The organism is Legionella adelaidensis, assembly GCF_900637865.1.
GTDB classification, from domain to species: domain Bacteria; phylum Pseudomonadota; class Gammaproteobacteria; order Legionellales; family Legionellaceae; genus Legionella_A; species Legionella_A adelaidensis.
The window spans coordinates 1-21,757 of sequence record NZ_LR134428.1 but is presented as its reverse complement, the minus strand read 5'-3'; the positions used below and the strand labels follow the sequence as shown (position 1 = coordinate 21,757).

The window sequence follows — 21,757 nt, the reverse complement described above, 5'->3', positions numbered from 1 at the left end:
TTAGATTGTGTGCCAAGAATGAGCACATTTCAAAATACAGCCAAGTATCATTTTAATAACTCTAGATATTGCTATTATTCGCTGTCCGCACCCTCCAGTAATTCAGTTTGAAAATAATTTTTTGAACCGTTGGCGAGAGATTCCATCTGCGAACATATGATAGCTGACGTCTTACGGATCGCTACTTATGTTGGTTCTTCACTTTACTTTAATGAAAATTAACCCCGGGTTCTTCAGGTGTAGCCTCTGGATCTAATAGGGGTTGCGATAATGTTGCATCACCATTTTTAATGGTACTTTTTAAATTAGCATTGAATAATAAATTTCTATTATTAGATACAGAAAGTATTTTTTGTACACCTACTGGGGTATCAATAGGAACCTCTTCAATAAAAACAGTGCCTCGGCTTCCATAAGAATGTTTTTCACGCGGTGGCGTTGATTGATCTGAGTTTATATCATAAGAAATGTCTGAACTATCTGTAGATGCTTCCGACCTTGATCCGGTTTCGAGCGACTCCATTTCTTGACCTTCGATAATTCTAACGTGCTCATTGAGAACTTCATCGCGAGTGATTGATTGCATTTCGTGTTGATCATATGGCAAGGCAACACCAAGGATTAATGAAAGAACGAGCATTGGATAGAGAAAGCCGCCTAGATCGAGTTTTTCTGCATCCTCGGGGTCACCTACAAGGTGCATAATAAGTGTAATTAAGAAATTTAAACCAATACTAATATAAACAGAATGTGTTAAGTAACTGAGAGCATTTTTATTTCTATCACCTAAGTAATTCTTATTGCCTTTAAAAGCCGCTAAATTTAATAGACCTAAACTTAGTCCAATTATATTTGTATAAACTCCTAAGTCATATGTTCTGTTTAGCTCTTGGCCTGACGAGGTATAGAATATTACAGCAAAATTTAATGTATTTATTGTTCTTATGCTTGGCATGACTAGCATAGAATGCTTTAAAATTTTTTGAGCTAGAGAGAATTCAGGAAAAGAGTTTTTTAAGCCTTCTGGAGCAATCTTCGGGAGAATGAAAGAAGCCCACCCTTTTTCATTTGGAGAAAACTTCCATCCAAGCCCTGCACCAAATAAACCAGAAAGGGTCATTAATATTCTATTGGCTAAAGTATTATCTATAATATGAGGGCCTAAGTTTGCATATACTTGAATACCAGCCATTAATCCTAGTTGTCCCGCAAAAAGGCCTGGACTCCACCTCACTACTTTGCTTGGTAAATTTTGGTCATGCGAACCTTTTTTATTTATATATTTTCCAATTTCATTGCCGGTATAAGCACCTAATCCGCTCGCTATTAACGAAAGTGGTATTGCGACGTATAGAATGACATTCCCATTGTCAACTTTATAATATATTCGTGCTGCTATACCTAAATTCATTGGGAATGAAAGTTGATATGTACTATAGGCGATGTCTCTAAATACTTTATTATTAACGATTTTATTGGCTAAATTTTGCACTTTCATTAAATTAGTGGCAGATGGGTTTGGTTTTTTAATTGGAGGAGTCATAAATAACTTAGCTGCGAAAAAGAACTACAATTATACATAAAGTTCATATAAATTTCATTAGGATCGGGAGATAAACCAAGAATAAGCCTGCTTACTCTTGGTTTAGGAATATATTGTAAGGTTTAACCGAATATATCAAGACTCAATTTGACCTCATTACCCTTTTTGACTTGTTCAATATTTTCTTCCGAAATAGTTTTAGTGACTGTCTCACCATTTGATAACTTCACCACGATATCAAAATTCTTGTCTGAAGAAGGGGTACTGGGTTTTAGCGTAATACTTTTTACTACGTTATTGCCATCATTTGCATTAACGTTTTTAGCGCTAATCGGAGAACATAAAATCAATAAAATACTTCCTGTTAGCGCAAAAAAACTTTTTTTCATAATTAACTCCTTGAAATTCTTCCTGTTAAATTATAGTTTTAAAAAAATAATTTTCCATTTTCTTATCTATAATCCTTCCACCATTTCCTTGTTCTTTAACAACTTCTCCTTAGCCGCTTTAGCTTGTGCTAATTTTTCTTGCTCTTTTGCAATGATCTCGGCTGGTGCTTTGTCGGTAAAGGCGGGGTTTCCTAATTTTGTTTCGGCTAAGGAAATATCTTTTTCTAATTTACTAATTTCTTTTGCTAATCGCTGTAACTCAGCTTCTCTATCAATGAGGCCTGCCATGGGAATTAATAACTCCAGATCTCCCACTACGGCACTTGCTGATGCAGGAACTGTTTCTTCAGCGGCTAAACATTGAATATTATGAACTTTACCTAGCGTTTGCAGAATAGCACTGTATTTATTCACGCGCTCTTTAACGATTTCATTAGCATTACGAAGTTTGAGAGGAATTACTTTCGCAGGGCTTATTCCCATTTCGCTGCGGATTGTTCTAACCGACTGAATGATTTTTTTAACCCATTCTAACTCTTCTTCAATCTGGTCATTTATAAATTCATCTTCTACCAGTGGGTATTGGCTTAGCATAATGGTTTCACCATTTTCACTGGTTAATTTTGTTATCTTTTGCCAAATTTCTTCAGTCACAAAAGGAATGATGGGGTGGAGTAATTTTAATATTTGATCCAATACATGAATGAGGGTTCTTCTGGTACCTCTTTTCATAGAACCTAAAGACTCGTCATCATTTAATACGGGTTTTGACAGTTCCAAGTACCAGTCACAATATTCATGCCACACAAAGTCATACAAAGTATTGGTTAACAAGTCAAAACGGTACGTTTCAAAGTAATAATGACAAGTTGTTTTTATCCGTTGTAATTTAGATAGAATCCATTGGTCAGCGGGGCTATATTGGAATGCACCATCCCCAAAATCGATGCGCTCTTCATCTGTGCTCATCAATACATAACGGGCTGCATTCCATAGTTTATTACAAAAATTTCGATATCCTTCTACACGGTTTAAATCAAAACGAACCGTTCTTGCAGTAGAGGCTAAAGAGCAGAACGTAAAGCGCAGTGCGTCACTCCCATAAGCTGGTATGCCTTCTGGAAATTGTTTTCTAGTCGCTTTGATAATTTTATCACGCACGGAGTTGAGCATTAATTTGTCAGTACGTTTGGCCACTAGTGCCTCTAATTCGATACCATCAATGATGTCTAATGGATCCAAAACATTGCCTTTGGATTTGGACATTTTTTTGCCTTCACTATCGCAGATAAGGCCGGTAATAATGATGTCTTTGAAAGGGATTTTTCCAGTAAATTTTAAGCCCATCATAATCATTCGGGCTACCCAAAAAAAGATAATATCAAAGCCTGTAAAAAGTACAGAAGTGGGATAGAACTGCTCTAAATCAGGAGTACGCTCTGGCCAGCCGAGGGTAGAGAAAGGCCATAACGCCGAGGAAAACCACGTATCTAAAACATCCTCATCTTGTTTTAATGAAACGGAGGCATCTAATTTATATTTAAAGCGCACATCTTTTTCACTGTAACCTACGTAAACATGCCCATGGTTATCATACCAGGCAGGGATCCGATGTCCCCACCAAAGTTGGCGACTTATACACCAGTCTTCAATATTTTCCATCCACTGAAAATAGGTTTTAGACCAATTATCAGGAACAAATTTTATTTCCCCGTTCCTTACGGCCTCAATAGCTGGTTGCGCTAAAGGCTGAGTTTTTACATACCACTGATCCGTAAGTAATGGTTCAATAATTACATTCGATTTTTCACCGCGCGGAACTTTTAACTTATGAGGCTCTGTTTTTACTAATAAATGCTGTGCCTCTAAATCAGTAATAATTTGTTCCCTGGCTACAAAGCGGTCCATTCCTTGATAGGCAATAGGAGCATTTTTATTAATAGTTCCCTTTTTAGTAAGAATACTAATCATAGGAAGCGCATGGCGTTTACCAATTTCATGATCGTTAAAGTCATGAGCCGGTGTTATTTTTACACATCCACTGCCAAATTCAGGATCAACGTATTCGTCGGCAATAATTGGAATAGTACGATCGCAAAGCGGGAGTTGTACTTCTTTGCCAATTAAATGTGTATAGCGGGGATCTTCCGGATGTACGGCAACGGCAGTGTCGCCTAAGAGCGTTTCAGGTCTTGTGGTTGCGATTACGATGGATTCATTGGAATTAGCTATGGGATAACGTATATGCCAGAGATATCCGTCTTCTTCTTCTGAAAGTACCTCCAGGTCAGAAATAGCAGTACCCAATTTAGGATCCCAATTTACTAATCGGGTTCCTCGATATATAAGGCCATCTTCGTATAGTTGCACAAATACTTTCTGAACAGCAGCTGATAGCCCCTCGTCCATTGTAAAGCGTTCACGGGACCAGTCAACGGAAGACCCAATACGTCGCATTTGTCGGGTAATGGTTCCGCCAGATTCTTCTTTCCATTGCCAAACGCGTTGTAAGAATTCTTCCCGCGTCATGTTTTTTCGTGAAAGGCCTTCGCGTTCTAATTGGCTTTCTACTACGAGTTGGGTGGAAATTCCGGCATGGTCGGTTCCCGGTTGCCATAGGGTACGTCTTCCCATCATGCGTTGGTAACGTATTAAAGCGTCAATCAAAGTATGTTGAAAGCCATGGCCCATATGTAAACTGCCGGTGACATTAGGCGGAGGCAGCATTACACAAAAAGGTTTAGCCGTTCCTTTTGGCTCAAAGTAATGGTGGTTTTCCCATTTCTCATAACATTTTTCTTCGATTTGCTGAGGAGAATACGTTTTTTCCATTGAGATAACCTGTAAAAAATAAACCCGCGAGTTTACCACAGAGTTTTATTCACGTCATTGCAAACATAAAGTAGCCTTGATGGAGTGAAACGTAATCAAGGAAGGGTTTAGCATTGAAGCGACTTCTGGTATGAAGAGTAAACCAAATTTCCGCTTACTTACGTGCGCGGCTCGGTTGGTATGGTAATCTGAGACGCGACCATGAGGGAGCGGAGATTTTGTTTATCCGGGCGAACCATCAGGGAGTGGGGATTTTTCTTCCATCTCGTCATGCCTGTGATCAGCTGCTAAATAGGTATACATTGTAGGTACTACGAAGAGCGTGAAACAAGTCCCTACTAATAAGCCCGCAGAAATAACCAAGCCAATATTATAACGGCTAACGGCTCCAGCGCCGGAAGCGAAAAGTAAAGGCAACACACCGAATACCATGGCTGCTGTAGTCATCAAAATAGGCCTTAAGCGAATAGCCGCTGCTTCTTCTACGGCTGCTTGTTTGTCTAGATTTTTTTGTCGTTGTAAATGGTTAGCAAAGTCTACAATTAAAATACCGTGTTTACTTATCAGACCAATAAGGGTGATTAAGCCAACTTGGGTATAAATGTTAATTGTAGCTGCTCCGAGATTTAGGGGAATTAATGCTCCGCAAATCGACATAGGAACGCTAATTAGAATAATTAGTGGATCTCTAAAACTTTCATATTGTGCAGATAAAACCAAGAAAATAATTACAATTGAGAGAAAGAAAGCGATTAATAGCGTACTGCCTTCTTGGAAAAATTGACGAGACTGGCCGCCATAATCATAAGCAAACCCTTTCGGTAAAAGATTATCTGCTTCTTGTTGTAAATAGCCAAGTCCTTGTCCTAGCGTTACTCCAGGCATAGTTACACCTTGGATTGTCGCAGAATTTAATTGTTGGAAGTGGGAGAGTGCATTCGGCTGGGTTAATGCTTTTGGAGTAACTACCGTAGAAATAGGCACCATACTATCATTAGAAGTTTTTACATAAACTTGCCCTAATTCTTCGGGTGTTAAGCGAAAACGTCTTTCTAATTGTGGAATTACTTGATAACTACGTCCTTGAAGATCGAAAAAGTTAACATAACCTCCGGATAAAGCACTGGTTAAACTGCTACCTAATGCTTGCATATCCAAGCCCAAATCCGAAGCTTTTGAGCGGTTTATTTGTAGATCAATCTGTGGCTTATTAAAACGTAGACTATTATCAAGATATATAAACATGCCACTTTGCTTCGCTTTTTCTAACAGTTTGGTTGAAACTTCATACAAGGTTTTAAAGTCACTGGTTGTTTTAATAACAAATTGTATTGGGGTTCCACCTCCACCACCAGGTAGCGGGGGAGGAATTACGGCGAAGGATTTTAAGCCGGTAATTTGATCGAGCTTATACTGTAGGGGGGCTTTCATAGCAAATTGGCTTGCCCTCTGATCCCATGGTTTTAAAACCATTCCAGACATCGGGGATTGGCTATTAATGGTAAAATAATGATTCGTTTCTGGGAAGCTTGTATATATTTTTCCAAATAAATTTGTATATGCCTCTACGTAATCTAACGTGGCATATTGGGGGGCAATACTGGCGACAAAGAAAAACCCCTGATCTTCTTCAGGTGCCGTTTCAGCTGCTGTGTGGCTATATAAATAGGGAAGAACCAAAAGAATAACGGCAGCAAACACAAGCATGATAGAGCGCGTTTGTAGCAAACTATGCAGGGCTCTCTTGTAGCGTAATTGTAAGCGAGAGAAAAGGTTGTCAAGGAAATGCACAAAACGGCCGCTGGATACCTCTGAGGTGAGAATCTTTGAGCACATCATTGGTGAAAGCGTTAAAGCGATAATACCAGAAATCACCACTGCCGACGCAAGGGTGAAAGCAAACTCCTTGAATAAAGCCCCCGTTAGACCTTCCATAAAACCAATCGGTGCGTACACTGCAGCAAGAGTTATGGTCATGGCAATAATCGGAGTAAAAATTTCTCGCGCACCTTCAATTGCCGCCTGAAAAGGAGATTTACCTTCTTCAATATGCCTATGTATATTTTCCACCACAACAATGGCATCGTCTACGACAAGGCCAATAGCTAATACAAAGGCTAGTAACGTAAGTAAATTAATAGAATAACCTAAGAAAAGCATTAAGGTAGCAACGCCTACCAGAGACAAAGGAATTGTCACGATAGGAATTAATACAGAGCGAAAAGAGCCCAAGAACAAGTAAATAACCAAAACAACAATGGCAGCCGCTTCCACAATAGTCGTAATCACTTCATGGATGGATTCACGGATAAACTCGGTAGCATCATAAACAATTAATCCTTTTAAAGAAGGAGGGAATTGCTTAACGATAGAAGGGAAGAGTTCTCTTACTTTAGATATAACCGTTAAAGGATTGGCGGTGGGAGTTGGGGAAATTCCAATAAATACCGCTCTTTTACCGTCAAAAGTAACGGACGTATCATAACTTTGAGAGCCCAGCTCAATTCTTGCAACATCTTTTAAGCGGATAATGGAGCTTTTATCGCTACGCACAATAAGCTGACTAAAGCCTTGGGCGCTATTTAAGTTGGTTTGGGCATTAATCCCAATCGCAACATATTCTCCTTTCGTACTACCCGCAGCAGTTAGGAAGTTATTGTTAGCTAATACAGTAAATACTTCGGAGGGACTCACTTTCAAAGCAGCCATCTTGATGGGATTTAAAAAAATACGCATGGAATAAGTTTGTCCACCCAATATTTCTGCTTTAGCAACGCCTTCCACAGTTTGTAATTGTGGTTGGACTACGCGCGTAGCGTAGTCAGTAATCTGTTGGGCCGTCATTTTTTCACTGTCTAAACTGAGATATAAAAGTGCAGAGGACGAATCAGAAGATTTTACGATCACAGGCTGTTGTGATTGTGGTGGCAATAAATTGATCGTTTGCTGTACTTTACTCATTACATCAGTGAAAGCAATTTGTGGATCAAAATTTAGTTTAATGTTTAACGTAATGGTACTAACCCCTTGCGTGCTGGAAGAGGTCATGTAGTCAATACCTTCAGCGCTTGCAATCGCAGCTTCTAAAGGAGTAGTGATAAAACCGGCAATGAGGTTAGCATCCGCGCCGGGGTATGCGGTGGTAACGGTGATTACCGTATTATCCATTTCCGGAAACTGGCGGACCTGTATTTTGCTAATGGAATTCAGACCAAACAAAAAAATTAGCAAACTTACAACGGTCGCTAAAACAGGTCTTTTAATAAATAAATCTGTAAATTTCATTTAAACCTTATTAGTTTTATTCACTTAGTTTAACAGGAGCGATATTGGGTAAATTTACAGTATTGTTTATTTCCACCCGAGTATCATCTTCCAGCTTTAGATCGCCAGAGGAGACTACGATTTGACCTGCTTTTAACCCTTTGGTTACAACCGTATAATTTCCTTGTTGATCACCTGTTTCAATGAAAGTACGTTTCACCTTTAAAATTTCTTTGCCTTCATCCGTTTTTTCTTTGTTAATAAGGAAAACAGAATTACCGTAAAGACTATAGGAAATGGCGGTAGTGGGCAGCACAATAACGTTAGGTAGTTTCGGCTGACTGATATCAATAGCTGCGAACATTCCAGGAATAAAATTATATTGTTTGATTTTATTTTTTTGATTTAATTCACTGTCACACTGGACTAAAGTTTTACCGCTGTTTGGATCTTTACTGGTCTTAAACAGATTAGTCTTAGTCAGATTGGTGAGTACATCACTAGGGCAATTTGGCACGGTGGCCTGGATTAAAATGTTGTGGGTGTTAATATCTACTTTTGCATTGAGGGCTGTGATTTTTCCTTCAAAGATTACGTCTGGGTTTTGTTCTACGGTAAAATTAATTGGCTGATTTAAATGTAATTTTGGTAATAATTGCTCTGGCAAATAAAACTCCAGAAAAAGCGGGTCGAGAGACTGTAATGTGACAATATTGGTTTGGCCTGGAGTAATATATTGGCCTAAACTTACCTGGCGTATACCTAATTTACCAGTAAAAGGCGCTTTGATATGCTTCTGGGCAATAGCTGCCTGCGTGCTTTCTACATTTGCTTCTGCTTGTTGTAAACGTGCTTTTGCCTCATCAACGCTTGAGCTTGGTGTGGCTCCACGCTTGAAAAGGTCACTCATTCGTTTGTAATTTAATTGCTGCAGCGTAAGCTCGGATTGATTATATTTTAGTTTGGCTTGCTCAACGCTATCATCAATCACTAATAAAAGTTCATCTTTAGAAATAAATTGCCCGGAATCAAAAAGTAATTGCACGACGTTGCCAGCAGCTTCTGAACCTACGTTTACCCCATTCATTGCCGAAAAATTACCGACGGCGGGCAGACGCGGTTCCCAATTCTGTTCTTTCACTGTAACTGAAGAAACAGTAACAGCTGGGGATTCAAAATGAGCAAAATAGCGCTTCATCATGATCCCTTTGAAAATATTATATCCTATGATCCCACCAAAGATAATTCCTAAGGCAATTATCATAATGGTCATACGCTTTCTCATTGCGTGTCCCTTTTTACAATCAATTAAGGTAGCTTATATCATTTTTTAATTGATCCGCCAAATTAAGTTTTAATTATTAAAAATCAAACAGTAAGTTGCAAAAGCACGTGCATACAAGACTACTTAAAAGAGATGCAGGATGATGTGTGGGCATTTATAAAGGAAAGTTTTGAATGTATTGTTTCTTTTAATACCCCATTGACTAAAAGCAATACTTTGTTACCATCTTGTCTCCATCTAAGTCAAAAGGTGTATATATGAAGTTAAAGTCACTCTTATTAGTGTGTTGTCTCGGGTTATTTTCTTCTGCATTTGCAGTCAACACGCATTATCATCCTCAGGCAGGGAAAAATGACAATGTGAAGAATTCGGTATCAATGCCTGGATTGTGTGAAATTGAAATCAATAACTTCAGTTATGAGGATTTCATTGTCTCTGGCCAGTTTAATGATGGAACTCCCTTAATACCTTTTTACATTTATGTAAATGATGCTCCACATTATATAAGTCTTTTCTATAATGGTCGTTGCAGCCATGGAATGATGATTAATATTACCAATTTAGCCGGGTATCCGATTTATTCTCAATATACTCCGCGTTATTCAACAATAAATATTATTCCTAATTATTTAAAACAACCCAAAGCAGAGTTAAAGATTAAACGATAATACACATTAATCACTTTTCATCCGCCTGGACTAATTCGGGCGGATGCTGTTTTTATCCCAATGTGAGCTGTAAAATGAAACGTATCTTTTTATTAATGGTCTCTTCTCTATTACTTGTTTCCTGTAATTCAGAAAAACCGCAAGCGATCGCCAAGCCAACCCCTAAACCAGCTGCCAAGAAAGTAGCTAAAAAAATTGTAGAAAAACCAATCGTTCAACAAGCAAGAAAAACGACAAGAACCCATGTGCATGCACATACCAAGCCTGTTGTAATAGTTCAGGAAGAGGAGATAATCTTCGTCCCAGTAGCACCTGTACCGCCACCGGCTCCTCATTATCATGGACACATAACGCCGACTGCTCCAATTAGGGCCGCTAGAAATCAGCATGGACATATAGGCCAAGCACCAGTAGCAGCAATACATCAACATGGTCATGTACAAAGTGCCGCTCCTATAGTAGCTCCGGAAAGTCACGAGCATGGGCATATAGCGCGAGTTCAACCGAATATTACGGGGAACCTGCACGGGCACGGTTAAATTGATGCTTCACGCAAAATAAAATTGCCATAAAAAGCCCTAACAAAGCAATAAGGCCATATGTCCTTAAAAACAGAGTGATACTTTCCTTTCCTCACAATTATGCTAAGCTTTCTAAGTTTAAAAATAGGGAGTAGGTAAAGTATGTTACGGATATTTAAATGCATTTCATTAACGCTATTTGCCTTTATCATTATAGCTTGTGCCAAACAGTCAAAACCAGAAACGACTGGTCAGTATTTAGACAGCACTACGATTACTGCAAAAGTAAAAGCGAGCCTTATCGATAAATTAGGCGCCGAGGGATTTGCTATTAATGTAAAAACTTATAAGGACGAAGTGCAATTAAGCGGGTTTGTTAATAACGCTAGTGTAAAAGTTAAAGCCGGTGAAATTGCCAAAAAAACGGCAAATGTACAATCGGTTCGTAATGATTTGATTATAAAATAATTTTCCCAAGGACCTCCATGTTCGACCATAGTTATACTATTTCCGGGTTTGATGATGCACTCTGGCAAGCAATTGAAAGGGAAAAAATTCGTCAGGAAGAACATCTTGAGTTAATTGCCTCTGAAAATTATGCTAGCCCGCGCGTTCTGGCAGCGCAGGGTTCGGTGCTGACTAATAAATATGCAGAAGGATACCCGGGTAAAAGATACTATGGAGGTTGTGAAAATGTAGATATTGCAGAAAATTTAGCTATTGAAAGGGCTAAAGAGTTATTTTCTGCAGATTATGTCAATGTGCAGCCCCACTCAGGCTCCCAAGCCAACGCGGCCGTAATGATGGCTTTATTAAATCCTGGGGATGCAGTTTTAGGGATGGCACTTCCTCATGGAGGTCACCTAACTCACGGATCTTCCGTAAATTTTTCGGGAAAATTATACCATGCTTTCCAGTATGGTTTAGATGTTAATACGGGGTTGATAAATTATGAAGAGGTCGAAGCCTTAGCACACCAGCATCAACCAAAGATGATTATTGCGGGCTTTTCGGCGTACTCACAAATTATTGACTGGCAACGTTTTCGGAAAATTGCCGATGCCGTTGGTGCTTATTTAATGATAGATATGGCCCATGTGGCTGGCTTAGTAGCTGCAAATTTATATCCTAATCCTGTTCCTTTTGCAGATGTGGTCACTTCTACTACCCATAAAACTTTACGCGGTCCGCGTGGGGGGCTTATTTTAGCTAAGTCCAATGAGGAAATAGAGAAAAAAATTAACTCTGCAGTTTTCCCTGGTAGCCAAGGTGGGCCTTTAATGCATGTGATTGCTGCCAAGGCAGTTGCTTTTAAAGAAGCATTGCAACCTGCGTTTCGTACATATCAACAACAAGTAATAACCAATGCCAAACACATGGCTAATACATTACAAAGAAGAGGGTATAAAATTGTTTCAGGCGGTACAGAGAACCATTTGTTCCTTCTTGATTTAATCGATAAAAATATTACCGGTAAAGATGCCGATGCAGCTTTGGGCAAAGCCAACATTACCGTAAATAAAAATTCCGTTCCCAATGATCCGCGTTCTCCTTTTGTAACCAGTGGATTGCGCTTAGGTACTCCGGCAGTCACAACCCGTGGGTTTAAAGAAACAGAAATTGAAGTGGTCGCCAATTGGGTGGCAGATGTATTAGAAAATTTAGAAGACGAAAACAAAATTACCCAAATTAGAAAGGAAGTATTAAGCTTGTGTAATGAATTTCCCGTTTATCGCGTGTAATTATGCACTGTCCATTTTGTCATGCTGAAGAAACGAAAGTTGTTGATTCACGGTTAGTCGCTGAAGGTGCACAAGTACGTCGTCGTCGTCAATGCCTTGAATGCAATGAACGTTTTACCACTTTTGAATCTGCAGAATTAATAATGCCCTTAGTAATTAAAAGAGATGGGCGGCGAGAACCTTTTAACATTGATAATTTAAGAGCTGGGATGCTAAGAGCGCTCGAAAAAAGGCCTGTGAGCGCAGATGCCCTGGAAGGTGCCATTATAGCTATAATGCAGAAGATAAGAAGGAATGGTGAGCGTGAAATTGACTCGCGTTTAATCGGGGAATGGGTAATGGAACAATTATATAGATTGGACCATGTCGCTTATATTCGCTTTGCGTCGGTGTATAAGCGTTTTAAAGATATTAGTGAATTTAAACATACAATTGATCAAATAAAAGATGAAGCAACTGGAAGTAATGGTGGATAAACAATTAATTAAAGGTAAGCGTAAAGCACGTAGGCTCGCAGTTCAAGCGTTGTATCAATGGCTGATGTCGGGCTCCGATTTAAACGAAATTGATGCCCAATTTAGAGTGGCAAATGATATGGCTAAGGTAGATTTAGAATATTTTACCCGTCTTTTACATGGCATTCCTGTTAAGCTTAGCCTCTTGGAAGAAACCTTCTCCCCTTATTTAGATAGGCCGCTTACTAGTTTAAATCCTATTGAGCTTACCATTTTGCGCTTAAGTACCTTTGAATGCATGTATTGTCCCGAGACCCCTTATAAAGTAGTGTTGGACGAAGCGATTTCATTAGCAAAAGAATTTGGCTCCCAAGATGGGCATCGTTATGTAAATGGTGTACTGCATGAGGTAGCTAAACAAACCCGTGCTATCGAATTTAAAAACTAGTGAACGAATTTGAATTAATAAATGTTTTTTTCAAACCCTTTTCCTGTAAAGAAGATGGTGTTCTTTTAGGTATTGGTGATGATGCTGCTTGTATAAAAATACCCCCTAACCAGCATCTTCTGGTTAGTACCGACACTTTGGTGGCCGAAACCCATTTTTTGAGTGAATGGGATCCTTTTGACATCGCTTATAAGTCATTAATGGTGAATATTAGCGATATTGCAGCGATGGGTGGGGTGCCTAAATGGATAACTCTTGCTCTAACTCTTCCGCAACTGAATCAAATATGGTTAAAAAGTTTTTCTGAAGGATTAAGTACCGCTTTAAACCACTATTCCATGGCGCTGGTGGGCGGGGATACTACCAAAGGGCCTCTAAGCATCACTATTACCATTCTGGGGTTAGTTGAGCAGGGAATGGCAATTACTCGCCAAGGTGCTAAAGCTAAAGATAAAATATATGTAAGTGGCAATTTGGGAGCTGCTGCTTTGGCTGTATCTCTTTTAGATAAAGAAATAAAAAAAGAAGATCGTACTATGTTAATGGATAAATTATTACGTCCTGAGCCCAGAGTAAGCTTTCATTCTTTGTTGCAATCCTACGCCACCGCTGCAATTGATATTTCCGACGGATTAAGTGCAGATTTATTTCATATATGTGAACAAAGTAATGTAGGGGCTATGCTTGAAGAAAACAAAATCCCTGTACACCCCTTAGTAAAAAAATATCAAAAAGAAAACGCCACCTCTTTTGCTCTTAAGGGTGGAGATGACTATGAACTTTGCTTTACTATTCCTGCGGAGAAAGAACAGGCGTTTATTTGCGATGCGCGAAAACAAGGCATTGAATGTTTTTGTATTGGTGAAATCCAGTCACAATCGGGTTTACGTATAAAAAAACAAGGTGGAATAGAAAGCCTTGTACCACAAGGGTATCAGCATTTTTAAAATTTCGGTAAAATAGGCGGGAATAATAAAAATAAAAAAAAGTTGAATAAAGGTGACGATACTTAAGACGAAGGCCCCATAATAATTCACTGAGATTGCACATGCAAATGATTAAACTTTCAAATAAGGTATGGCAAGATCCCATTTATTTTTTAGCTTTTGGTTTTGGCAGTGGACTAATGCCTTTTGCTCCAGGTACTTGGGGTACCTTAGCTGCAATACCATTCTATCTATTGATCGCTCATAAACCTTGGTACATTTACCTGTCGTTTACTATTTTAGCTTTTATGGCAGGGGTTTACTTTTGCGCCAAAGTTACAAGAGATGTTGGAGTTCATGATTTTTCTGGCATAGTTTGGGACGAGATAGTGGGGTACTTATTTACTATGTTTATGGTACCTATAGGTATCCCCTGGATGGTAGCTGGTTTTATTCTTTTTCGGATTTTTGATATTTGGAAACCCCAACCTATTCGCTTTGTTGATAAATATGTCCAGGGTGGCTTGGGGATTATGTTAGATGATTTATTAGCAGCTATACCTGCATGGGCTTGCCTACAGGTTTTAGTGTGGTGTTTTGCAGAAATTGCTTAGACTTGAGGCGGCATGAACGAACAACATAAAGAGTTAATTAGTATTGGAGTAACTATTACTATAGTGGCTCTTACTCTTTTTATAATTCATCGTTTTATTCCTTCCATCCTTTGGGCCGCAATGATTGTAATTGCCACGTATCCTCTGTATGTACGCTGGCGTGTTATGTTCGGTTCGCGGGCCAATATTGCCGCCTTTCTCTTTACCACGCTTCTAAGTTTACTTCTTATAATCCCTCTCAGTTGGTTAGTGAGTGTATTAGTTAAAGAATCGCAATTATTTATTAGCTATTTACAACATATTAATAAAGAAGGAGGGCAAGCGCCTGCTTTTTTTAAAGATATTCCATTAATTGGTAATGAGTTAGTAAGTTACTGGGATGAAAATTTTGGTAGTCCTGGATTTTTAAAAGATTTTTTATCAAATATTCATCTCTCGGTTGCGCCCGCGAGCTATTTTATAAAGCAAATTGGAGTTAACTTAGCCCACCGTGGTTTTCAGTTAGGGTTTACTTTATTAACTTTATTTTTCTTTTATCGCGATGGGGATAAATTATTTCAACAAATTAATCAGATTGGTGAAATTTGTATGGGGAAACGCTGGTACCGCTATGCAGATAGATTACCTTCCGCATTGAGAGCTACTGTAAATGGTACGATTGTAGTGGGTATTGGAGTCGGTATTTTAATGGGTATTTGCTATGCACTAGTGGGATTCCCGGCACCTACCTTGCTTGGATTTATTACGGCAGTAGCCGCTATGATTCCTTTTGTTGTTCCTATTGTATTTACTTTGGTGGCACTTATTTTAATCGCATATAACAGCATGATTGCTGCAATTATAGTTGTAGTATGGGGAACATTGGTTATGTTCGTAGCGGATCATTTTATTAAGCCTGTTCTCATTGGTGGTGCGATTCAGTTACCTTTTCTAGCGGTTCTTTTCGGTATTTTAGGTGGTGTGGAAACCTTGGGTATTTTAGGTCTATTTTTAGGCCCGGTAATTATGGTTTTATTTATTACCCTTTGGCATGAGTCGCAAGGGTATGTACATACGAGAGAAGTAAAGCCAATAAGCAATGAGACTTGAATTTTTTAAAAAGATACCCATATAAAGCGTAGGTTACAGCCGAAAGGTAAAGAAAACGATCTCCTCACTGGTATTAGGCGCACATGCCACCATCTAAAAATGGAGATCAAGCCCATAGCAAAAGGAAAAGATGTGAATAAAGAATGGCCAACTAAAGAAAAAGATATGCATGCGGCCCAATTAATTATGGAGGAGTATGCAAGAGAGCAAAATAGCGATTCCCTAGGGTTATTGGAGCTGGTAGTCGATACAGAAGAAAAAAAACTCGATTTTCGTATTGCAAATTGGGTAATTGCTATAGCCTATCATTTTAATACATTATATGGCGCCAATCAGGGCGATTTTGTCACTCGCCAAGTCATTACAAAGTGCATTACCCAAGGGCATGTAATTCATTAAGAAAAAGCTTAATACTCAATATACATTCTTACATTCTTCTTATACTCTTCACTTTGAATATAATTTTTTAAAGCCTGATTAATACTGGTAAGAAGGTTAAGATTGTCTTTAGAAATAACGATTCCATAACCAAATCCATGGGGAAATGGAGGACCTATAACTTTTAAAATCCCGGTAGTATAGCTTTGCCAATAAACAGCCGCTTCTGCATCGACCAAGGCAAAATCTATTTCTCCGTCACTAAGCGCTTGAATAATGTCGTCTTCACGTGCATAACTCACTTTTTCCACATTTTTTGCACCCATTTGCTCGAGTTGATTGCTAAATATTGTCCCCGTCTCGACACCCACTCGCTTCCCATTAATCAAGTCCAGGCTAAAATTTTGTACAGGGGTATCAGGCCCCGCGAGAAAATGGGATTTGCTTGGTAGATAAGGTATAGAAAAATTAACGATTTGGGAACGCTCTACAGTGATTGTAATTGAGCTAACGGCGACGTCTGCCTTTCCCTCTATAACAGCATTTAAAAGTTGGACAAAATCCATGGGGATAAAACGACAAGGCCTGTCGAGGGTTTTACAAATATAGTTCATCATAGCTATATCAAACCCATAAAACTGACTATTTGCTCCTCTCATCACAAATGGGGGAAAGTTATGAGCAACCGCTACTCGTAATGTAGGTCCTTGCGCAAATAAATGGGGGATATAAAAAAGAAAAAATAACACAAAAAATGTAAGAATCCGTTTCATCTTTATCCTGAAAAGCCGTTTTAATAAGTATATAAACAAAATAGTATTTTGCCGTTCTTGAGTATAGTATCTTTAATAAGTCTTTAAATAAGGGTAAGACGAGTGGAAAAGACCCAATCCCATCAACCATATTCTGGGCTCATAGATAACCATTTTATACATTTAACGGAGCCAATGAAACAGGCTCTTTGCCAATTATGTAACTTTAGTGATTTCGCCACCAGAAATATAGAAGTGCTTGAAAATTTATTGGCTCATGATGATTGCAGCGAAAAATTTTCTGCAGAAAATTATCAAAAAATAATTAATGGAATACCACTGTCTCTTAACCTGAAACTTTTTATGCAGCGTCTTCGCCAATTTCGCCATGCTCAATTGTTACGGGTAGTTTTGAGGGAATTGACAAATTTGGCGGATACCACTGAAACAATGCAATCTTGGTCTGCTTGTGCGGATGTTATTATAGAGCATACGTTACAGTACTGTATGCACCAGCTAGCTATTATTCATGGTTTTCCTAAGGCCGACACCCTGCCTTTACCCCAATTATTTACCTTGGCAATGGGAAAGCTGGGTGGTAATGAATTAAATCTATCCTCTGATGTCGATTTAATTTTTTGTTATAGCAAAGATGGTTATACGGATGGAAAAGATTCCGTACCCAATCAAGTTTTTTACACAAAAGTAGTGCAGAATTTTATACATATTTTACAAACTCATACGCAAGAAGGGTTTGTTTTTCGTGTCGATCTTCGTTTACGGCCATATGGTGATAGTGGCCCACTGGTATTGTCTATTCCCAGCATGGAAACTTATTACCAAGAACAGGGGCGCGATTGGGAACGCTATGCAATGGTCAAAGCTCGGTTAATCCAGAAAGAACAAAATATCGCATGGTTCCAACAATTAATTGTTCCTTTTGTCTACCGCAAATATGTAGATTATAGTGTTATTGAATCTTTACGAGGAATGAAAAAACTTATCGAGCGAGAAATTTTATTAAAGCCTATGTTAAATGATATTAAACGTGGCAGAGGAGGAATCAGAGAGATAGAGTTTGTCGTTCAATGCTTTCAATTAATCCGCGGGGGACGACTTCCACAAATCCAGGTCCGTAACACTTTGCATACTTTAAATGTACTAAAGCACTTTAATCTATTAAATCATACAGAAGCCTTAAAAAAAGCGTATCTTTTTTTAAGAAAGTTAGAAAATTTCCTACAGATTCAAAATGATCGCCAAACGCATAGTTTGCCTACTACTTCTGAGACGCAGCTTCAATTGGCCTTGCTTATGGGTTTTGATAATTGGCCTGCTTTACATAATAAGGTGGAGCAATATAGACGTATCGTGAGCTTTTCTTTCCAAGGGGTTTTATCCACAGGCACAACATACGAAACAGAGAAAAGTATTTTATTAAATCAATTAGGGAATTTGTGGCAAGGACAGCTTGAAAATGAGATGGCTGTTCATTTGCTCATGAGTTTACATTATGAAAACCCTGAAAATTGTTTTCAAATGATTCAAGCATTTCGTAATTCGCCTAAGTGTCGCAGGCTATCTCATGCTTCCAGGCTACGTCTTGACCGTTTTATCGCGCTTTTACTCGTGGAATTAGCAGAGAAGCCGAGTACTGATTTAATTTTACGTAATATTCTTCATTTATTAGAAAATATCGCTAGCCGTAGTGCCTATGTTGCTTTGTTAATTGAAAATCCTGAAGTCTTACAAGAAGTATTATATTCATTTGCAAACAGCTCGTTTATTTCCAATCTTATTTTGAACCATCCTTTTTTATTGGAAGTATTAATCGATCAAAAAATCTCTTGGCGCCCATCAACAAGGGCTCACATCCAAGAGCAGTTAAGAAGAAAATTAATGCATTGTGTGAGTCTAGAAGAAAAAGAGGAAGTTCTAAGGCAATTTAAATTAAGTGCGTGGTTATTGGCGGCTCGAGCTGAATTTTATGGATATTGTCATGCTGCCGAGATTAGCCTTTATTTATCGCAGGTAACAGAAATTCTCTTACTTGAAGTGTTGAACCTGGCAGTTTTAGCTTTAGCGGCCAGATATCCCCAAATCCTTGCCATACAATCGCAGTTTGCGATCATTGCATATGGCAAACTGGGAAGCCAGGAAATGAATTACAACTCGGATGTTGATTTGGTATTTTTATATAACACCGCGAGCAATCAAGAGGCATTGGTCACGCGTTTAAGTCAAAAAATATTGCATATTTTAACTACACGAACCCAATCCGGTGTTTTATATGCTGTAGATACCCGTTTGCGGCCCTCAGGTTCTTCGGGACTTTTAGTTAGCCATTTGGAGGCTTTTGCAAAGTATCAAAAAGAACAAGCTTGGACTTGGGAGCACCAAGCGCTGTTAAAAGCAAGAATTTTGACTACTAACCTTAACTTAAAAAATCAATTTATTGCCTTAAAAAATGAAGTTTTAATGCAGCAGAGGAATAAAGAAATTCTAGCAAGTGATATTGAAGAGATGCGGTTAAAAATTAGAAAAAATAGCATAAAACAAGAGTTGGTAGATGAGGCCACCAGTATTTTGTTAGACATAGAGTTTTTCGTGCAATATTTACTATTATCAAACCCGCACAAAATTCTTTTCAATCACACGAATACCTTAAAACAAATGAAGAAGTTAGGCGAGTTAGGGATTTTGCCAAAAGAAACGCTGCAAAAACTATCCGATGCCTATATGCTATGCCATGAATTTTTACATAGAAGTCTATTAGCATAAATTAAGATTAAATCTTTGTTATGCTCTCTACTTTAGAACGATATATTTTAAGATATATAGTTTCCATATAGATCATACTCATCACTATCTACAATATTCACTTCAACTTTAGACCCTGCTTTTACTTCAGAGTGAAAGGGTAAGTAAACCAGACCATCAATTTCAGGTGCATCACTCATGCTGCGGGCAATAATTTGGTCTTCAAGAACTTCGTCTACCAATACTGTTTGTGTAGAGCCTATTTTTTTTCTTAATTTGTTTTGACTAATTTCTGCCTGGATTTGCATGAAACGATGATAGCGTTCTTCTTTGATATCTTCGGCAATTGGATTAGCCAAGTCATTTGCTTTGGCACCTTCAACTGGGGAGTATTGAAAACAACCTACCCTATCTAATTGCGCTTCTTGTAAAAATTCTAACAATTCCTCAAACTCTTCTTCAGTTTCCCCGGGGAAACCCACAATAAAGGTGGAACGAATGGTAATCTCTGGGCAGATGGCGCGCCAATTCTTAATACGATTTAATGTATTTTCGCTACTGGCAGGACGCTTCATTGTTTTGAGAACTCTGGTGCTTGCATGTTGTAAAGGAATATCTAAATAAGGAAGGATTAAACCTTGTGCCATTAAATGGATAATTTCATCTACGTGCGGATAGGGGTATACATAGTGAAGTCGCACCCACATTCCCAAGTCTCCCAATTGCTCGCATAAATCATAAAAGCGGGTTTTTATTTCTTTGCCTTGCCAGGTGACAGGTTGGTACTTTGTATCGACGCCATAAGCACTTGTATCTTGAGAAATTACCAGTAACTCTTGCACTCCAGCATCTTTTAATTTTTTAGCTTCACTTAAAACTTGCTGAATAGGATAGCTTTGCAACTTTCCACGCATAGTTGGAATGATGCAGAAAGTACATTTCTGATTGCATCCCTCAGAAATTTTTAAATAAGCATAATGACGCGGAGTAAGTTTTATTCCCTGTGGAGGTATTAATTGCGTGAAGGGATCGGCAGGAGGTGGGAGATGCCTATGTACTGCTCGAACTACCTCTTCATAAGCATGCGCACCACTAATATGTAATACGTCCGGGCAGGCTTCACGGATAATATCCGCTTTAGCGCCTAAGCAGCCGGTAACAATCACTTTCCCATTTTCTGCCATGGCCTCTTTAATAGTATCGAGCGATTCTTTCACAGCCGCATCAATAAACCCACAAGTATTAATGACTACTACTCCCGCATCTTGATAAGTAGAAACTAATTCATAACCTTGTGCACGTAATTGCGTAATAATTCGTTCGGAATCAACTAATGCTTTGGGACAACCGAGACTAACAAAACCGACTTTATGATTCATATACTTCTTGTTGTTAAAAAATTGGACGGATTATAACATACATGTAGGTTGATGCCGAAGGTCCATAAAAACAATTTTGGTAAGGAATAATGAACCTTCGGTGCCAAGCCTACATTAAATGTTTACTTTTTGCTAATAAGGTATTTTTATCTATTTCCCCTACCAATCGCAATTTTCTTACTTCCTGACCTTTGTCATTCAAAAATAAAAATGTAGGCGGAGCAACCACCTTAAAATAGTTCAACAGCTCTTTACTTGCTTCATTATTTGCAGATAAGTCGACCGTAATGACGGCAAAATTTTTCAATTGGTTTTTGACTTCTATATCTTTTAGGGTTGTCGCTTTAATCAGTTTACATGAAGTACACCAATCCGCATAAAAATCTAAAAGAATAGGTTGGCCGCTTGCTAGTTGAATGGCTTGTTGGGCTTCTGGCAAAGTACGCACTACTTTATCTATTTCTGTAGAAGAAGCGAGGTTAGTTGGCGTCACTAAAGGTTGAAATGGATTAGTGTTTCCTTTGCTAGCGCCAATAATAATGAGCAAGCCATACAGTAAAAAAATGATTCCTAAACCCTGCCGTAATTTACCTGCGTTTGATTCGGCCTTTAGCAGCGCACCCATGTAAATACCACTAAATACGCATAAGCAACCCCATAGTGCCATTGTTAAAAAGGCAGGGAGTATTCTGTCTAGCATATAAATGGCAAC

At 38.6% G+C, this 21,757-nt stretch carries 19 protein-coding genes; 11 read left to right on the top strand and 8 right to left on the bottom strand.

What is annotated here, in order from left to right; all coding sequences use genetic code 11:
• Window positions 1-208: 208 nt before the first annotated feature.
• The 5 genes from EL206_RS06065 to EL206_RS06045 form a co-directional block, all read right to left on the bottom strand.
• The gene (locus EL206_RS06065; RefSeq protein ID WP_058461874.1) at window positions 209-1,543 is read right to left on the bottom strand and encodes a hypothetical protein; all 1,335 of its coding nucleotides are present in this window, start codon (window positions 1,541-1,543) and stop codon (window positions 209-211) included.
• Between the two features lie 122 nt (window positions 1,544-1,665).
• Window positions 1,666-1,932, bottom strand: a complete 267-nt coding sequence (locus EL206_RS06060) for a hypothetical protein (RefSeq protein ID WP_058461875.1) — start codon at window positions 1,930-1,932, stop codon at window positions 1,666-1,668.
• Window positions 1,933-1,998: 66 nt separating this feature from the next.
• Window positions 1,999-4,764, bottom strand: a complete 2,766-nt coding sequence (locus EL206_RS06055) for a valine--tRNA ligase (RefSeq protein WP_058461876.1) — start codon at window positions 4,762-4,764, stop codon at window positions 1,999-2,001.
• Between the two features lie 222 nt (window positions 4,765-4,986).
• Window positions 4,987-8,049, bottom strand: a complete 3,063-nt coding sequence (locus EL206_RS06050) for an efflux RND transporter permease subunit (RefSeq protein WP_058461877.1) — start codon at window positions 8,047-8,049, stop codon at window positions 4,987-4,989.
• A gap of 16 nt (window positions 8,050-8,065) precedes the next feature.
• Window positions 8,066-9,313: an efflux RND transporter periplasmic adaptor subunit gene (locus tag EL206_RS06045; RefSeq protein WP_058461878.1), complete on the bottom strand. Its 1,248-nt coding sequence runs from the start codon at window positions 9,311-9,313 to the stop codon at window positions 8,066-8,068.
• A gap of 257 nt (window positions 9,314-9,570) precedes the next feature.
• Here EL206_RS06045 and EL206_RS06040 point away from each other — a divergent pair, with 257 nt between their 5' ends.
• The 10 genes from EL206_RS06040 to EL206_RS05995 all read left to right on the top strand — a co-directional run bounded on the left by EL206_RS06040 (window position 9,571) and on the right by EL206_RS05995 (window position 16,175).
• Window positions 9,571-9,981 carry a hypothetical protein gene (locus tag EL206_RS06040; protein WP_058461879.1) on the top strand — a complete coding sequence of 137 codons (411 nt, stop codon included), beginning with the start codon at window positions 9,571-9,573 and terminating at the stop codon, window positions 9,979-9,981.
• Between the two features lie 74 nt (window positions 9,982-10,055).
• The gene (locus EL206_RS06035) at window positions 10,056-10,520 is read left to right on the top strand and encodes a hypothetical protein (RefSeq protein WP_058461880.1); all 465 of its coding nucleotides are present in this window, start codon (window positions 10,056-10,058) and stop codon (window positions 10,518-10,520) included.
• 144 nt (window positions 10,521-10,664) lie between these two features.
• Window positions 10,665-10,970, top strand: coding sequence for a BON domain-containing protein (locus tag EL206_RS06030; protein ID WP_058461881.1), 306 nt, complete (start codon window positions 10,665-10,667; stop codon window positions 10,968-10,970).
• A gap of 17 nt (window positions 10,971-10,987) precedes the next feature.
• On the top strand, window positions 10,988-12,244 hold the full coding sequence (gene glyA / locus EL206_RS06025) for a serine hydroxymethyltransferase (protein WP_058461882.1): 1,257 nt from the start codon (window positions 10,988-10,990) through the stop codon (window positions 12,242-12,244).
• 2 nt (window positions 12,245-12,246) lie between these two features.
• Complete coding sequence (gene nrdR / locus EL206_RS06020; protein WP_058461883.1) at window positions 12,247-12,720, top strand: transcriptional regulator NrdR; 474 nt, start codon at window positions 12,247-12,249, stop codon at window positions 12,718-12,720.
• The gene (nusB, locus tag EL206_RS06015; protein ID WP_058462375.1) at window positions 12,713-13,147 is read left to right on the top strand and encodes a transcription antitermination factor NusB; all 435 of its coding nucleotides are present in this window, start codon (window positions 12,713-12,715) and stop codon (window positions 13,145-13,147) included. The genes nrdR and nusB overlap by 8 nt, the downstream gene beginning before the upstream one ends.
• Window positions 13,147-14,094 carry a thiamine-phosphate kinase gene (gene thiL, locus EL206_RS06010; protein WP_058461884.1) on the top strand — a complete coding sequence of 316 codons (948 nt, stop codon included), beginning with the start codon at window positions 13,147-13,149 and terminating at the stop codon, window positions 14,092-14,094. The genes nusB and thiL overlap by 1 nt, the downstream gene beginning before the upstream one ends.
• Before the next feature lie 101 nt (window positions 14,095-14,195).
• On the top strand, window positions 14,196-14,687 hold the full coding sequence (locus EL206_RS06005; RefSeq protein ID WP_058461885.1) for a phosphatidylglycerophosphatase A family protein: 492 nt from the start codon (window positions 14,196-14,198) through the stop codon (window positions 14,685-14,687).
• A 12-nt stretch (window positions 14,688-14,699) separates the two neighbouring features.
• On the top strand, window positions 14,700-15,776 hold the full coding sequence (locus tag EL206_RS06000; RefSeq protein ID WP_058461886.1) for an AI-2E family transporter: 1,077 nt from the start codon (window positions 14,700-14,702) through the stop codon (window positions 15,774-15,776).
• 132 nt (window positions 15,777-15,908) lie between these two features.
• Window positions 15,909-16,175 (top strand): hypothetical protein, encoded by a 267-nt coding sequence (locus tag EL206_RS05995; protein WP_058462376.1) that lies wholly within the window; start codon window positions 15,909-15,911, stop codon window positions 16,173-16,175.
• Window positions 16,176-16,183: 8 nt separating this feature from the next.
• Here the strand turns inward: EL206_RS05995 and EL206_RS05990 are convergent, their stop codons facing one another.
• Window positions 16,184-16,927, bottom strand: a complete 744-nt coding sequence (locus tag EL206_RS05990; protein WP_058461887.1) for a transporter substrate-binding domain-containing protein — start codon at window positions 16,925-16,927, stop codon at window positions 16,184-16,186.
• Window positions 16,928-17,029: 102 nt separating this feature from the next.
• Between EL206_RS05990 and glnE the strand changes: the two genes are divergently transcribed.
• On the top strand, window positions 17,030-19,687 hold the full coding sequence (glnE, locus tag EL206_RS05985; protein WP_267885270.1) for a bifunctional [glutamate--ammonia ligase]-adenylyl-L-tyrosine phosphorylase/[glutamate--ammonia-ligase] adenylyltransferase: 2,658 nt from the start codon (window positions 17,030-17,032) through the stop codon (window positions 19,685-19,687).
• A 47-nt stretch (window positions 19,688-19,734) separates the two neighbouring features.
• On the opposite strand, the gene rimO is transcribed toward glnE, so the two are convergent.
• Window positions 19,735-21,045, bottom strand: a complete 1,311-nt coding sequence (gene rimO / locus EL206_RS05980; protein ID WP_058461888.1) for a 30S ribosomal protein S12 methylthiotransferase RimO — start codon at window positions 21,043-21,045, stop codon at window positions 19,735-19,737.
• A gap of 109 nt (window positions 21,046-21,154) precedes the next feature.
• The gene (locus tag EL206_RS05975; RefSeq protein ID WP_141117164.1) at window positions 21,155-21,745 is read right to left on the bottom strand and encodes a thioredoxin fold domain-containing protein; all 591 of its coding nucleotides are present in this window, start codon (window positions 21,743-21,745) and stop codon (window positions 21,155-21,157) included.
• Between the last annotated feature and the right edge of the window lie 12 nt (window positions 21,746-21,757).

Excerpts from the sequence above, each read along its gene's own strand:
- EL206_RS06065 (WP_058461874.1), bottom strand. The coding sequence starts at position 1,543 with ATGACTCCTCCAATTAAAAAACCAAACCCATCTGCCACTAATTTAATG.
- EL206_RS06060 (WP_058461875.1), bottom strand. The coding sequence starts at position 1,932 with ATGAAAAAAAGTTTTTTTGCGCTAACAGGAAGTATTTTATTGATTTTA.
- EL206_RS06055 (WP_058461876.1), bottom strand. The coding sequence starts at position 4,764 with ATGGAAAAAACGTATTCTCCTCAGCAAATCGAAGAAAAATGTTATGAG.
- EL206_RS06050 (WP_058461877.1), bottom strand. The coding sequence starts at position 8,049 with ATGAAATTTACAGATTTATTTATTAAAAGACCTGTTTTAGCGACCGTT.
- EL206_RS06045 (WP_058461878.1), bottom strand. The coding sequence starts at position 9,313 with ATGAGAAAGCGTATGACCATTATGATAATTGCCTTAGGAATTATCTTT.
- EL206_RS06040 (WP_058461879.1), top strand. The coding sequence starts at position 9,571 with ATGAAGTTAAAGTCACTCTTATTAGTGTGTTGTCTCGGGTTATTTTCT.
- EL206_RS06035 (WP_058461880.1), top strand. The coding sequence starts at position 10,056 with ATGAAACGTATCTTTTTATTAATGGTCTCTTCTCTATTACTTGTTTCC.
- EL206_RS06030 (WP_058461881.1), top strand. The coding sequence starts at position 10,665 with ATGTTACGGATATTTAAATGCATTTCATTAACGCTATTTGCCTTTATC.
- glyA (WP_058461882.1), top strand. The coding sequence starts at position 10,988 with ATGTTCGACCATAGTTATACTATTTCCGGGTTTGATGATGCACTCTGG.
- nrdR (WP_058461883.1), top strand. The coding sequence starts at position 12,247 with ATGCACTGTCCATTTTGTCATGCTGAAGAAACGAAAGTTGTTGATTCA.
- EL206_RS06005 (WP_058461885.1), top strand. The coding sequence starts at position 14,196 with ATGCAAATGATTAAACTTTCAAATAAGGTATGGCAAGATCCCATTTAT.
- EL206_RS06000 (WP_058461886.1), top strand. The coding sequence starts at position 14,700 with ATGAACGAACAACATAAAGAGTTAATTAGTATTGGAGTAACTATTACT.
- EL206_RS05990 (WP_058461887.1), bottom strand. The coding sequence starts at position 16,927 with ATGAAACGGATTCTTACATTTTTTGTGTTATTTTTTCTTTTTTATATC.
- rimO (WP_058461888.1), bottom strand. The coding sequence starts at position 21,045 with ATGAATCATAAAGTCGGTTTTGTTAGTCTCGGTTGTCCCAAAGCATTA.
- EL206_RS05975 (WP_141117164.1), bottom strand. The coding sequence starts at position 21,745 with ATGCTAGACAGAATACTCCCTGCCTTTTTAACAATGGCACTATGGGGT.